Source organism: Streptomyces sp. NPDC086777 (genome assembly GCF_040702065.1).
In the GTDB taxonomy this organism is placed as follows: Bacteria; Actinomycetota; Actinomycetes; order Streptomycetales; family Streptomycetaceae; genus Streptomyces.
In genome coordinates this window covers 37,360-50,796 of record NZ_JBFBJI010000018.1, presented here as the reverse complement: position 1 = coordinate 50,796, position 13,437 = coordinate 37,360, and the positions used below count along the sequence as shown (strand labels likewise).

The following is a 13,437-nucleotide window of genomic DNA, read 5'->3' as shown; positions in this document are numbered from 1 at the left end:
GCCCACCGCCACTGACCCGAAAGGTGTTCGACCTCCCATGCCCGAGCTGGTGTTCTTCTCCGGAACGATGGACTGCGGGAAGTCGACGCTGGCGCTGCAGATCGCGCACAACCGCTCGGCCAGGGGGCTGCAGGGTCTGATCTTCACCCGGGACGACCGGGCGGGGGAGGGGAAGCTGTCGTCGCGGCTCGGTCTGGTGACCGACGCGGTCGAGGCGGTGCCGGGCATGGATCTGTACGCCCATGTGGTCGACCTGGTCTCCAAGGGCGGCAGGGTCGACTACCTGATCGTGGACGAGGCGCAGTTCCTGGAGCCCGGGCAGATCGACCAACTGGCGCGGGTCGTGGACGACCTGGGCCTGGACGTCTTCTCCTTCGGCATCACCACCGACTTCCGCACCAAGCTCTTCCCCGGCTCGCGGCGGCTGATCGAGCTGGCGGACCGCCTGGAGACGCTCCAGGTGGAGGCGATGTGCTGGTGCGGGGCGCGTGCCACGCACAACGCCCGTACCGTGGGCGGCGAGATGGTGGTGGAAGGCGAACAGGTCGTCGTCGGCGACGTGAGCAGTCCCGCGGCGGAGGTCGGCTACGAGGTGCTGTGCCGGCGCCACCACCGCCGCCGTGTGACGAGCGCTTCCGCCCACGTCGGCGCGCTCTCGCCGGACGTGCTCCCGGTGACCTCCGACTGATTCCGGCCGCGCCCGAAGGAGGACCCGCCATGACCGCCCGCTTCGAGGACAGGGTCGCCGTCGTCACCGGAGCCGGAGCCGGAGCCGGCATCGGCCGGGCCAGTGCCAGGGCCTTCGCCCGCGAGGGTGTCACCGTGGTCGCCGTCGGCGCCCGGCCGCAGTCCGTCGAGGAGACCGCGCGGCTGGTCGAAGCGGACGGCGCCACGGACACCAGCATGTCGCTGCGTTCCGGGGAGACCGAGGCCGACCCGGCCGACCGGGCGGGCCGGCCGGCCACGACGGTTCCGATCGCCCGCGTCGCGACCACGGACGAGATCGTCAACGCGGTGCCGTGGCCGGTGTCCGACGAGTCGAGCTTCGTCGTCGGCCACGACCTCGTCGTCGACGGCGGCGTCACCGCCTGATCCGGCGGGGCCTCAGCGCGGGCTCTGGATCACCGAGAAGATCGCGCCCTCCGGGTCGGCGACCGTCGCGACCCGCCCGTGCGCGCTGTCCCGGGCCGGCTTCAGCACCCGCCCGCCGAGTTCCGCGACCTCCCGCAGGGTCGCGTCCGTGTCGGCCACCTCGAAGTACGTCAGCCAGTGCGGCCCCCGGTCCCGGGGCAGTGAGAGACCGACGCCGTGGATGCCGGCCACCGGGCGGCCCCCGACGTGCAGGGTCACGTAGTCGAAGGCGGCGGAGACCACCGGCTCCTCCTCGTAACCGAACACCGCCTCGTAGAACTTGGCGACGCTCGACGTCTCGAAGGTGAGCAGCTCGTCCCAGACCGGTGCGCCCGGGACGCCGGTCAGGGACGTGCCGGGATGGGCCGACCCCTGCCAGATGCCGAACACCGCGCCCGAGGGGTCGGAGGCGATGGCCATCCGCCCGGCCTCGGCCGCGTCCAGCGGGCCGACGCCCACCGTGCCACCGCACAGCCGGGCCGTCTCGGCCGTCAGGTCCACGTCGTCCGAGGCGAAGTACGGCGTCCACGCCATCGGCAGATGCAGGTCCGGCGGCAGCTGCCCGATGCCCGCGACCTCCCGTCCGTCGAGCAGCGCCCGGACATACGGGCCGAGCTGCTGGGGACCGGGCTCGAACTCCCAGCCGAACAGGGCTCCGTAGAACTCCTCGATCGTGGTCAAGCCGTGCACCATCAGACTCACCCAGCAGGGGGTGCCGGGCGCGCGCCGAGCGTGCGTGTCGCCGTTCGGCCCGGCCGCTCCCCGTACCTCGGTCATCGTCACTCTCTCCTCGGCCCCTCGCGGTGGCCGTGTCGCTTCCGCTCTCCGGACCGGCTGCGCCGCAGCCGTGGGCACACCCCGTGCCGATGCTCGCACCCTCCGTGGCGTCCCGTGCCCACGGCCGTGGGGCGGCTTTGCCGCGAGGATGCCTGGTCTGCCGTTTCTCGCCCGTTTCCGGTCGACTGCCGTCGGGTGTCCATCAGCTGTACAGCATGTGCCCGATCCCGTACGCCCGGTGATCGAGCCTGTCCGGCCGAGCAGAGTAGTCGTACCTGGACGATGCGGCCACCCCTGGCGTAAGGATGGGGCCATGGAAGCCATCATCACCGCAAGCGAACTCGCGGACGACCTGACCGGGCCGAACCCGCCCGTTCTGCTGGACGTCCGCTGGCAGCTGACCCCGCCCGGCACCCCGCCCTTCGACGGCCGGGCGGCCTACGCGGCCGGGCATCTGCCGGGCGCCGTCTACGTGCACCTGGACGGCGAACTCGCCGCACCGCCCGGCGTGAACGGCCGTCATCCGCTGCCCGACCTGGCCGTCTTCGGCGCCGCGATGCGCCGTGCGGGGGTGTCGGCGGGCCGTCCGGTCGTGGTGTACGACGGCGGGCCGGGCTGGGCGGCGGCACGTGCCTGGTGGCTGCTGCGCTGGACGGGTCACCCGGACGTGCGGGTCCTCGACGGCGGGTTGCCGTCCTGGACCGGCGCTCTTTCGGCTGACGTGCCCGAGCCGGCCGAGGGTGACTTCGAACCGGCCCCGGGGGCCGGGCAGTTGCTCGACGCGGACGGGGCGGCGGCACTGGCCCGCTCGGGTGTGCTGTTCGACGCCCGCGCGGGGGAGCGGTACCGGGGTGACGTGGAGCCGATCGACCGGGTCGGCGGCCACATCCCGGGTGCCGTGTCGGCGCCGACCACCGACAACGTCGGCCCGGACGGCCGCTTCCTGCCCGCCGCCGAACTCCGGGACCGCTTCAGGGGCCTGGGCGCCTCGGCGGGGTCGGAGGTGGGCGTGTACTGCGGTTCGGGTGTCTCCGGCGCCCACGAGGTGCTGGCGCTGGCCGTGGCGGGCATCGACGCGGCGCTGTACGTCGGTTCGTGGTCGGAGTGGTCCGCCGACCCGTCCCGTCCGGTGGCGGTCGGCCCCGACCCGCAGTAGCGCATCAGCAGGAGGGAGGGGGGCACGCACGCGTGCCCCCCTCCCTCCTGCTGCGGTCTCTCACTCCTGCTTCTTGCGCCGGGTCCCGAAGACGATCTCGTCCCAGCTCGGCACCGCGGCCCGGCGGCCGGGGCGGACGCCGTCGGCCTCGGCCTGGCGGTCGGTGGCACCGATCAGCCGGTCCCGGTGGCTGCCGACGGAGCGGGGCATGAGGACGTCCGCGTAGGCGCTGCCGGCCGAGGCGGCGGGGGCCGGGGGCTCCTCCGCGGCCGGTTCCGGAGCGGGCTCCTCCGGGATCTCCACCGGGCGCTCGGGGACCACCATGTCGCCCCGGAAGCTCGGTACCGCCTCCAGCAGGCTGGTCAGCGAGTCCCGTTCGCCGATCGTCTCCTCGACCGGGTCGGACGACTGCGCGGGCAGGCTCGGCCGCTCGCGGTCCCGGTCGCCGGAACGGTCCAGTGGCCGGTCCCGCGGCAGCCGCGCGATCCGCGGAACGAACGGAAAGCTGGGCTCCGGTACGGCGAGGTCCTCGGACTCGCCGATCAGCGAGCGCGCCTCGTCGTCGACCGCCTGGACGAGCCGCCGCGGCGGGTCGTAGGTCCAGCTCGCCGAGTGCGGTTCGCCCGCGACCCGGTAGACGAGCAGGACCTCCCAGGTGCCGTCGTCGCGGCGCCAGGAGTCCCACTGCACGGTGTCCTTCTCGGCGCCGCGCAGCACCAGCCGCTCCTGCACGGCCTCGCCGAGCAGCGGCCCGGAGTTCTCGCCGGGCCGGCGTACCGGTGTCTTGCGGGCCCGCTCGGCCATGAAGGCGCGCTCGGCCAGTACCGGACCCTCGAAGCGCCGCACCCGGTCGACGGGGATACCGGCGAGCTGCGCGACCTCTTCCGCCGTCGCGCCTGCTCGTATCCGCGCCTGGATGTCCCGTGGCCGGAGATGGCTCTCGACCTCGATCTCGATCTGCCCGAGCCGGGGCCGGTCGCCGCGTACGGCGGCACGGAGCCGTTCGTCGATCGGAAGGGTGTACTCCGTTGAGTCGGCAGCCTTGAGCACCAGCCGTGTGCCGTCATTGGAGACGGCCACGACACGCAGTTCGGGCATGGGGACCTCCCGGGTGGTGCCTGCCGACGTCACGTGCGTCGCTGCTTCCGCTAGTCGAGTGTGGCCTGCCCGGGTGCAGCCTGCCACAACCTTGCCGAGTTGCCCGGCGTGTCGGGCACGGGCCCTGCACCGCCGTTATGGCACGGTTACCTATTCGCAACGCTAAGTGACCAACTCCGTCACCCTGTGCAACTAGCCCCCCTCCCGGCGGCCCTGCAAGACCTCGGACGCCCTGGCGGGAGACCGGAGCCAAGGGTCGTAACGGTACTCCATTCGGGCCACGTGTGTGGGTTGGCGTGCCGCCCAACTTCTGGCAACAACCGCTCCCCGGCCGTTGTTTGCCCGTATCGGGCGATCTTGAACGTGGCGTACTTCACGCAATCCTCAGAAACGGAACTAATGGTTTCGTCCATACGTCCCTTTCTCCTGCAGTCGATCGAACAAGTGCGGGAAAGGCAGGCAAGGTTAGGGAATGCGTGAAAGGCCCGGCTCCGGTGACGAGACCAGCACGGGGGAGGAGGTGAAGGGCGGCCCGAAGCGGATCGATCTCAGCGTGCCCCAGGTGGCGGGCAGCGCGGTGGCCGCGGTGGTGGCCGCCAAACTCGCGTCCTGCTTCGGGGTGTACGGGACGATCCTGGGCGCCGGAGTCGTCAGCGTGATCGCCACCTGCGGCGGCTCGGTGTTCCAGCACTTCCTCCGGCGCACCGGCGAACAGTTCCGCGACGCGACGGTGGCCGCACCCAGGGCCCCGTACCGCCGGGAGCAAGCGCCCCCGGCCTCCGGCGAGTTCACCGAGGGCACCGTCCACCGCGCCCGGGTGCGGACCTGGCGCCGTCCTCTGGTCGCGGCCGCCCTGGTGTTCGGGGTGACCATGGCCGGCATCACGGCCTACGAACTGGTCGCGGGCACCAGCTTCAGCGGCGGCTCCGGTACGACGGTCAGCGGCGCGGTCACCGGCAGGACCACGTCCTCCGGGCCGGCGGGCACCTCCGGCACCGCCGGTTCCTCCGACGCCACGGACTCCCCGGACCCCGCGGGCTCTTCCGGTGCCGGTACCGGTGTCGGTGTCGGCGGCGGTACCGGTTCGGGTGACGGTACGGCCGCTTCGGCCACCCCGTCGCCGTCGTCCTCCTCGGCGGTGTCCCCCGCTCCGCCCGGCACGGAGACCGCGGCGCCGGCGCCGAGCGGGTCCGCGAGTGCGGAGCCGAGCACGGCTCCGGCGCCCGGCGGCTCCGTCGGCGGCTCCGCGGCTACTGACCCAGAACCCTCCGCAGATAGTCGTTCTGGAACAGCCGGCCCGGATCGAGCCGGTCCCGCAGCGCGGTGAACTCGCCGAAGCGCGGGTAGACCCCGGCGAAGTAGTCCGCGTCCCGGGTGTGCACCTTGCCCCAGTGCGGACGGCCCTCGTGCGCGGTGAAGATGCGCTCGGCGGCGGTGAAGTACGCCTGGTAGGGCGTGCCCCGGAACATGTGCACGGCGATGTAGGCGCTGTCCCGCGCGGAGGCGGTGGACAGGGCGATGTCGTCGGCGGGAGCGGTGCGGACCTCGACCGGGAAGTTCACCCTCAGGCCGGAACGGTCGACCATCGCCCTGAGCTCGCGCAGTGTGTCCACCAGCGCCTCGCGGGGCACCGCGTACTCCATCTCCACGAACCGCACCCGGCGCGGGGACGTGAAGACCTTGTAGGGAATGTCCGTGTACGACCGAGCGGACAGCGCCGTGCTGGAGATCCGGGCGATCGTCGGTACCACGGCGGGCGCGGCGCGGCCGACCAACTGGGCGGCGTGGAAGACGCCGTTGGAGAGGAACTCGTCCTCGAACCAGCCGGCCAGCTGCCCCACCGGCTGCGGCGGACCCGCGCTGCGGTTGTTGCGCTTGGTGTTGGTGTTGCCGGTGTGCGGGAACCAGTAGAACTCGAAGTGCTCGTTCTCGGCGTGGAGCTGGTCGAACTCGGCGAGCACCCGGTCCAGGGGCATCGGCTCCTCGCGCGCGGTGAGCAGGAAGACCGGCTCCACCGCGAACGTGATCGCGGTGACGATGCCCAGCGCGCCGAGCCCGACCCGCGCGGCCGCGAACACCTCCGGGTTCTCCTTCTCCGAGCAGGTCAGCACCGAACCGTCCGCGGTGACCAGTTCCAGTTCCCTGATCTGCGCGGCGAGCGAGCCGGACGCGCGTCCGGTGCCGTGGGTGCCGGTGCTGGTGGCCCCGGAGACCGTCTGCTCCATGATGTCGCCCATGTTGGTCAGCGACAGGCCCTCACGGGCCAGGGCCACGTTGAGTCTCTTGAGCGGGGTGCCGGCCTCGACCGTGACGGTCATGGCCTTACGGTCGATGTCGCGTATGCCGGTCAGCAGTTGAGGGCGGATCGAGACACCGTCGGTCGCGGCGATCGAGGTGAAGGAGTGACCGCTGCCGACCGGCTTCACCTTCAGGCCGTCCTCGGCCGCCTGCCGTACGGCCGCCGCCAGCTCGTCCACGGAGGCGGGCACGACCTCCCGCGCGGGGCGGACGGTGACATTCCCTCCCCAGTTACGCCACGTGCCGCTCTTCCCGCTCGCTGTACTGCTCAACGGTGCCTCCCCGACGCGTGACCGGCCTGCTGAGCCGGCGGTACCCGAGGAAACCGACCGCGACCGCGACGGCCCCGGACACGGCCGGGACCCCGTACCCGGCACGGGCGCCGGCTGCGTCGATCACCCAGCCGGCGACCGAGGAGCCGAGCGCCACCCCGACCGCGAGGCCGGTGCTCACCCAGGTCATGCCCTCGGTGAGTTTCGCGCGAGGTACGTGCTTTTCGATGAGGGACATCGTCGTGATCATCGTCGGTGCGATGGACAGGCCCGCAACGAACAGCGCCACGGCCAGAAGCGGCAGGTTTCCGACCAGTAGGAGGGGGATCATACTCACGGCCATCGCGCATATGCCCAGCAGCCATCTGCGTTCCGGTCTCCCCGCGAACCGCATGAGCCCGAAGACCGCGCCGGCCACGCAGGAACCCGCCGCGTACAGCGCCAGGACGACGCTGGAGGCGGCCTTGTGGCCCTGTTCGTCGGCGAAGGCGACGGTCACCACGTCGACCGCCCCGAAGATCGCCCCGGTGGCCACGAACGTCGCCACCAGTACCTGGAGACCGGGCGCGCGCAGCGCCGAACCGCGGCCGTGGTGGTCGCGCGGGTGCGGCTCGGGCTCGGTGGCCCGCTGGGCGGTCAGCCAGAAGACGCCGGCGGCGAGGAAGCAGGCGGCCAGCAACGGGCCCGCCTCCGGGAACCAGGTCGTGGACAGGCCGATGGAGAGGATCGGCCCGAAGATGAAGCACACCTCGTCGACGACGGACTCGAACGAGTAGGCGGTGTGCAGCTGCGGGGTGCCCCGGTAGAGGGCGGCCCAGCGGGCCCGGATCATCGCGCCCAGGCTCGGCACCGCGCCGATCCCGGCGGCGCACGCGAACAGCAGCCAGTCCGGCCCGCCGTAGTGCGCCGCGAACAGCAGCCCGGCCGCCGCGCCGAGCGCGAGCAGGGTGGCGGGGCGCAGGACGCGGCGCTGGCCGTGCCGGTCGACCAGGCGGGACACCTGCGGCCCGAGCGCCGCGGCGGACAGCGCCATGGTGGCCGACAGCGCACCCGCGAGCCCGTACCGCCCGCTGAGCTGGGAGATCATCGTGACCACGCCGATGCCCATCATCGACAGCGGCATCCGGCCGACGAAGCCCGCGGCAGAGAAGCCCTTGCTGCCGGGGGCGGCGAACAGGGCGCGATAGGGGCTGGGCACGGGGCTCTCCGGCAGATGTGCGAGTAAGGCGTGATTGCGGCTGATACAGCTTACGAGCGCGTGTGCCGTGTTGCACCCGTTCGGCACCGGGGATAAACCTCCCGAATCCGACTCTTCACGCTCCTGTTTCCGGGCCGTCAGTGCCGGGTGGCAGGATCGACACATGTCAGACGCGCTCGATGCCACCCCCTACGACGCCCTGCTCCTGCTCTCCTTCGGCGGCCCGGAAGGCCCGGACGACGTGGTTCCGTTCCTGGAGAACGTGACGCGCGGGCGCGGTATCCCGACCGAACGTCTCAAGGAGGTCGGACAGCACTACTTCCTGTTCGGCGGGGTCAGCCCGATCAACGACCAGAACCGCGCCCTGCTGGACGCCCTGCGCAAGGACTTCGCCGAGCACGGCCTGGACCTGCCGATCTACTGGGGCAACCGGAACTGGGCGCCGTACCTGACAGACACCCTGCGCGAGATGGTCGCCGACGGCCGCCGTCGCATCCTGGTGCTCGCCACCAGCGCCTACGCCTCCTACTCGGGCTGCCGGCAGTACCGCGAGAACCTCGCGGACTCGCTCTCCGAACTGGCGGCCGAGGGGCTCGAACTCCCGAAGATCGACAAGCTGCGGCACTACTTCAACCACCCCGGCTTCCTCGACCCGATGATCGACGGGGTGCTGGCATCCCTGGCCGACCTCCCCGAGGACGTCCGCGCGGGTGCCCACATCGCCTTCACCACCCACTCCATCCCGACGGCCGCCGCGGACACCTCCGGCCCGGTCGAGACGCACGGCGAGGGCGGCGCGTACGTCGAGGAGCACCTGGACGTCGCCGAGCTGGTCGCCGACGCGGTCCGGGAGCGCACCGGCGTCGACCACCCCTGGCGGCTCGTCTACCAGTCCCGCTCCGGCGCCCCGCAGATCCCGTGGCTGGAGCCGGACATCTGCGACCACCTGGAGGCGCTGCACGGCGCCGGGGTCCCGGCCGTGGTCATGGCCCCCATCGGCTTCGTCTCCGACCACATGGAGGTCCTCTACGACCTCGACACGGAGGCCACGGCCAAGGCCGGGGAGCTGGGCCTGCCGGTGCGCCGGTCCGCGACCGTCGGGGACGACCCGCGGTTCGCCGCCGCGATCCGCGAGCTGGTCCTGGAGCGCGCCGCCGCGGAGAGCGGCCGCGAGGTCACGCCGTGCGCCCTGGGGGCGCTCGGCGCGAGCCACGACCTCTGCCCGGTCGGCTGCTGCCCGGCCCGCGCCCCCCGCCCCGCCGCCGCGGGCGCCGACAGCCCCTACGCGTGAGGAACCCCGTGACCGACGCCCTGCACACCGACCTGCTGGACCTCGCGCGGGAGGCGGCAGCCCGCGCGGGCGAGCTGCTGCGGGACGGCCGCCCCGCCGACCTCGCCGTGGCCCGGACCAAGTCCAGCCCGATCGACGTCGTGACCGAGATGGACATCGCGGCGGAGAAACTGATCACCGATCTGATCGCCGGCCACCGCCCCGACGACGGCTTCCTCGGCGAGGAGGGCGCGTCGACGGAGGGCACCAGCGGCGTCCGCTGGGTGATCGACCCGCTCGACGGCACGGTGAACTACCTGTACGGGCTGCCGACCTGGGCGGTCTCCATCGCCGCCGAGCAGGACGGGGAGACCGTGGTCGGCGTCGTGGCGGCCCCGATGCGGGGCGAGACGTACCACGCCGTGCGCGGCGGCGGGGCGTGGGCGACCGGGGCGTGGGAGGGCGAACGGGAGCTGCGCTGCCGCCCGGCGCCGCCGCTGGACCAGGCGCTGGTGTCGACCGGCTTCAACTACGTCACCGCCGTCCGCACCCACCAGGCCGAGGTCGCGGCCCGGCTGATCCCGCTGCTCCGCGACATCCGGCGCGGCGGGTCGGCCGCGATCGACCTGTGCGACCTGGCCTGCGGCCGGCTGGACGGCTACTACGAGCGCGGCCTCAACGCCTGGGACTGGGGTGCGGGTGACCTCATCGCCCGTGAGGCCGGCGCCCTGACCGGCGGCCGCCCCGGAGAGCGCCCCGCACGCTCCCTGACGGTCGCCGGTACCCCCGGCGTCTTCGAGCCCCTCCAGCGCCTCCTGGAGGACCTCGGAGCCTGGCACGACTGAGACCCGCCGCATCCCGCGGCCGACAGGCCACGGCACCGCCGGACACCGCCGCCGTGGAGGCGGGGGAGTGGCCGGTGACGTGAGAGGGGCGGCGCCCCGAAGGCCGGGGCCGTCGAGTCTGTCGGGCACCGCCGGGCACCACCGCGGCGGCGGGAGGAGACTCCCGGCGCCGGTCCTGCCGGGCGGGTCCGGCGAAGGCCGCCGGGGTTCGGCCGCTCCCTGTGAGGGCGCGGGGAACCGCGCGGGCAGCCACCACGGCGCCACGGTCGACCCGCACACATCCCGCGGCGCCGACCGTGGAGCGCTCGGAGCTCGGGGCGTCGGCCTCGCAGGAGGTCCCGGGCATCGGCGATGCGAGCGCCCGGGGCCGGGCTCGGGTTCGGGTTCGGGATCCGGCTCGGGTTCGGGATCCGGCTCGGGTTCGGGATCCGGCTCGGGTTCGGGATCCGGCTCGGGTTCGGGTTCGGAAAAAGATCTCGTGCCTTGCCGGTCGGCAGGAATCGAACCCCGATGCGGGGGAAGGGATCGGGTAAGGGCAGGGCCCCGGCGCTGGATTCGCCGGGGCCCTGTTCTCGTGCGTGCTGTGCTGCGGGACTGTCAGACGCTGGCTGCGCCGACCTCCACACCGTGTTCGGCTGCGAGGCGGCGCAGGTCGTCGAGCTCGGCCTGCTCCACTTCGACGAGGAAGTCGTCACCCTCGTCACGAGCCCGGGTGATGTCGGACTCGGTCGCCTTTATGCGCTGCAGAAGTCCTGCGGTGAATGCGTCCATGCTGCGCCCCCTCGTCCTGGGTCGTGGGTCGGTGGCACGGGGGTGTGCCGATCGGGAGGGGCGATCACGTCTCTCGCGGGTGCCCAGCGCTGCCCTGCTGGGCGGCGACGGTGCCGGACACCCCCATCGTCCACTCTGCTGTAGCGGCGGTGTACGTACCGCATGGTGCTGCGGCACATGCAGAGCGTGATCGCGGGGTGTACATGCCGTCCTCCCCCCGCTCCTCTCCGTGGAAACCTCAACCGCAGGAGAAAATCCCGCATTCCCGCTCGGCCGCCTCGGATCCGGCTGCCCCCGCCCCCGTCTTACTGCCGACTTATGGCCGAAAAGGGCAGGATGGAGGTCACACATCCCCATGGAGACCCCTGCCCGGGTGCGCCGGTGCGCGCTGCGCGGGTGGACAGAGGAAGGACAAGCGACGTGCGCGTACTCGTCGTCGAGGACGAGCAACTGCTCGCCGATGCGGTGGCCACCGGACTGCGCCGGGAGGCCATGGCCGTCGACGTCGTGTACGACGGGGCGGCCGCCCTGGAGCGCATCGGCGTCAACGACTACGACGTGGTCGTCCTCGACCGCGACCTCCCCCTCGTGCACGGCGACGACGTCTGCCGCAAGATCGTCGAACTCGGCATGCCCACCCGCGTGCTGATGCTGACGGCCTCCGGTGACGTCAGCGACCGAGTCGAGGGCCTGGAGATCGGCGCCGACGACTACCTCCCCAAGCCCTTCGCCTTCAGCGAGCTCATCGCGCGCGTACGCGCCCTCGGCCGCCGTACCAGCGTGCCGCTGCCGCCCGTCCTGGAGCGCGCCGGCATCAAGCTGGACCCGAACCGCCGCGAGGTCTTCCGCGACGGCAAGGAGGTCCAGCTTGCGCCGAAGGAGTTCGCGGTGCTGGAGGTGCTGATGCGCAGCGAGGGCGCGGTGGTCTCCGCCGAGCAGCTCCTGGAGAAGGCGTGGGACGAGAACACCGACCCCTTCACCAACGTCGTGCGCGTGACCGTGATGACCCTGCGCCGCAAGCTGGGCGAGCCCCCGGTGATCGTCACCGTCCCCGGCTCGGGTTACCGGATCTGATGGCCGTGGCCACCACCCCCGCACCCCCGCAGGCACCGCCCAAGCCCACCTGGGACCCGAGAAGGCCGCAGCCGGTCCTGCCGTGGCTGCGCCCGACCATCCGGATACGGCTCACCCTGCTGTACGGCGGCATGTTCCTGATCGCCGGCATTCTGCTGCTCTCGATCATCTACCTGCTGGCCGCCCAGGCGATCAGCACCGGCAACCAGCCATTCTTCAAGATCATCGACGGCACGAACATCCGGGTCTCCAGCGACAACTGCCCGGCGATCACCGGCACCAACAATCTGCAGATCTCGGACTTCAACGCCGCGATCGCCCAGTGCGTGGACCGGCAGCGCCAGGCGGCCCTGGACAACCTGCTCAGCCGCTCGCTCCTCGCCCTGCTGGGCCTGGCCGTTATCGCCTTCGCGTTCGGCTACGCGATGGCCGGCCGGGTGCTGTCCCCGCTCGGCCGGATCACCCGCACCGCCCGCGCGGTGGCCGGCTCGGACCTGTCCCGCCGGATCGAGCTGGACGGCCCGGACGACGAGCTGAAGGAGCTCGCGGACACCTTCGACGACATGCTGGAGCGGCTGCAGCGGGCCTTCACCGCCCAGCAGCGCTTCGTCGGCAACGCCTCGCACGAGCTGCGCACGCCCCTGGCGATCAACCGCACGCTCCTGGAGGTGCACCTCTCGGACCCTGGTGCGCCCGTGGAGCTGCAGCAGCTCGGCAAGACGCTGCTGGCCACCAACGAGCGCAGCGAGCAGCTCGTGGAGGGCCTGCTGCTGCTCGCCCGCAGTGACAACCAGATCGTCGAGCGCAAACCGGTCGACCTGGCCGAGGTGGCCTCCCAGGCCGTCGACCAGGTGCACGCCGAGGCGGAGGCCAAGGGCGTGACGGTCCGGGGCGTACGGAAACCGGCCGTGGTCCAGGGCAACGGCGTGCTCCTGGAGCGCATCGCCCTGAACCTGCTGCAGAACGCGGTGCGCTACAACGTGCCCGAGGACGGGTGGGTCGAGGTCAACACCGAGATCCAGCACGGGCAGGCGGTGCTGTACGTCGCGAACACCGGGCCGGTGGTCCCGGCGTACGAGATCGACAACCTCTTCGAGCCCTTCAGGCGGCTCCGTACCGAGCGGACGGGCAGCGACAAGGGGGTGGGTCTCGGCCTGTCCATCGTGCGGTCCGTGGCCCGGGCACACGGCGGGCACATCGTGGCCCAGCCGCGGGAGGGGGGCGGACTCGTGATGCGGGTCACGCTGCCGGTGTGATGCCGTTACAAGATCGCGACACACGCGGGGGATGTTCGCTTTGCGCTGAAATTTCCAGCGGCGTGGCACACTCCCCTCTGTGTGATCGATCACAAGGGCGGATTTCCGGCCATACACTCTGTGTGATCATGACTAGGGGAATAAAGCCGGGAAAATCCCTGTTTTCAGGGGTCTTGATCACGGGAAGTACAGGGTGAGGCGCCTTTGAAGTGCCTCGACAGGACCGTGTACGGTCCCCATCGCCATTCAACCCGATCACTCTCGAGGGATCCGGTTGGGTGTCGATTGAGT

General features: G+C 72.0%; 13 protein-coding genes. 8 read left to right on the top strand and 5 right to left on the bottom strand.

All coding sequences use genetic code 11. The annotated features are described in order from the left end of the window. Positions 1-37 precede the first annotated feature (37 nt). Positions 38-688, top strand: coding sequence for a thymidine kinase (locus AB0472_RS24805; protein WP_366359058.1), 651 nt, complete (start codon positions 38-40; stop codon positions 686-688). Between the two features lie 29 nt (positions 689-717). Continuing rightward, positions 718-1,092 (top strand): SDR family oxidoreductase, encoded by a 375-nt coding sequence (locus tag AB0472_RS24800; protein WP_366359056.1) that lies wholly within the window; start codon positions 718-720, stop codon positions 1,090-1,092. Between the two features lie 12 nt (positions 1,093-1,104). On the opposite strand, the gene AB0472_RS24795 is transcribed toward AB0472_RS24800, so the two are convergent. Next, positions 1,105-1,908, bottom strand: coding sequence for a VOC family protein (locus AB0472_RS24795; RefSeq protein ID WP_366359055.1), 804 nt, complete (start codon positions 1,906-1,908; stop codon positions 1,105-1,107). Between the two features lie 313 nt (positions 1,909-2,221). Between AB0472_RS24795 and AB0472_RS24790 the strand changes: the two genes are divergently transcribed. Continuing rightward, complete coding sequence (locus tag AB0472_RS24790; protein ID WP_366359053.1) at positions 2,222-3,064, top strand: sulfurtransferase; 843 nt, start codon at positions 2,222-2,224, stop codon at positions 3,062-3,064. 60 nt (positions 3,065-3,124) lie between these two features. Here AB0472_RS24790 and sepH read toward each other — a convergent pair whose 3' ends face one another. Then, complete coding sequence (sepH, locus tag AB0472_RS24785) at positions 3,125-4,162, bottom strand: septation protein SepH (RefSeq protein ID WP_366359051.1); 1,038 nt, start codon at positions 4,160-4,162, stop codon at positions 3,125-3,127. Between the two features lie 472 nt (positions 4,163-4,634). Between sepH and AB0472_RS24780 the strand changes: the two genes are divergently transcribed. Beyond that, on the top strand, positions 4,635-5,489 hold the full coding sequence (locus AB0472_RS24780) for a hypothetical protein (protein WP_366359049.1): 855 nt from the start codon (positions 4,635-4,637) through the stop codon (positions 5,487-5,489). Here the strand turns inward: AB0472_RS24780 and AB0472_RS24775 are convergent. Both AB0472_RS24775 and AB0472_RS24770 read right to left on the bottom strand, forming a co-directional pair. Next, entirely contained in the window at positions 5,413-6,732 is a 1,320-nt protein-coding gene (locus tag AB0472_RS24775) for a D-arabinono-1,4-lactone oxidase (protein ID WP_366359047.1), read from the bottom strand. The two genes, AB0472_RS24780 and AB0472_RS24775, sit on opposite strands and share 77 nt — an antisense overlap. Further along, positions 6,692-7,930 (bottom strand): MFS transporter, encoded by a 1,239-nt coding sequence (locus tag AB0472_RS24770; RefSeq protein WP_366359045.1) that lies wholly within the window; start codon positions 7,928-7,930, stop codon positions 6,692-6,694. Before AB0472_RS24770 ends, AB0472_RS24775 begins: the two co-directional genes overlap by 41 nt. A 163-nt stretch (positions 7,931-8,093) precedes the next feature. On the opposite strand from AB0472_RS24770, the gene AB0472_RS24765 reads away from it, so the two are divergent. Further along, positions 8,094-9,221 carry a ferrochelatase gene (locus AB0472_RS24765; protein ID WP_366359043.1) on the top strand — a complete coding sequence of 376 codons (1,128 nt, stop codon included), beginning with the start codon at positions 8,094-8,096 and terminating at the stop codon, positions 9,219-9,221. Positions 9,222-9,229: 8 nt separating this feature from the next. Next, the gene (locus tag AB0472_RS24760) at positions 9,230-10,045 is read left to right on the top strand and encodes an inositol monophosphatase family protein (RefSeq protein WP_366359041.1); all 816 of its coding nucleotides are present in this window, start codon (positions 9,230-9,232) and stop codon (positions 10,043-10,045) included. Between the two features lie 597 nt (positions 10,046-10,642). Here the strand turns inward: AB0472_RS24760 and AB0472_RS24755 are convergent. After that, entirely contained in the window at positions 10,643-10,816 is a 174-nt protein-coding gene (locus AB0472_RS24755) for a hypothetical protein (protein ID WP_366359039.1), read from the bottom strand. A gap of 420 nt (positions 10,817-11,236) precedes the next feature. Here AB0472_RS24755 and AB0472_RS24750 point away from each other — a divergent pair, with 420 nt between their 5' ends. Continuing rightward, entirely contained in the window at positions 11,237-11,890 is a 654-nt protein-coding gene (locus tag AB0472_RS24750) for a response regulator transcription factor (RefSeq protein WP_003993508.1), read from the top strand. 5 nt (positions 11,891-11,895) lie between these two features. After that, the gene (locus tag AB0472_RS24745; protein ID WP_366359038.1) at positions 11,896-13,146 is read left to right on the top strand and encodes a HAMP domain-containing sensor histidine kinase; all 1,251 of its coding nucleotides are present in this window, start codon (positions 11,896-11,898) and stop codon (positions 13,144-13,146) included. Positions 13,147-13,437 lie beyond the last annotated feature (291 nt).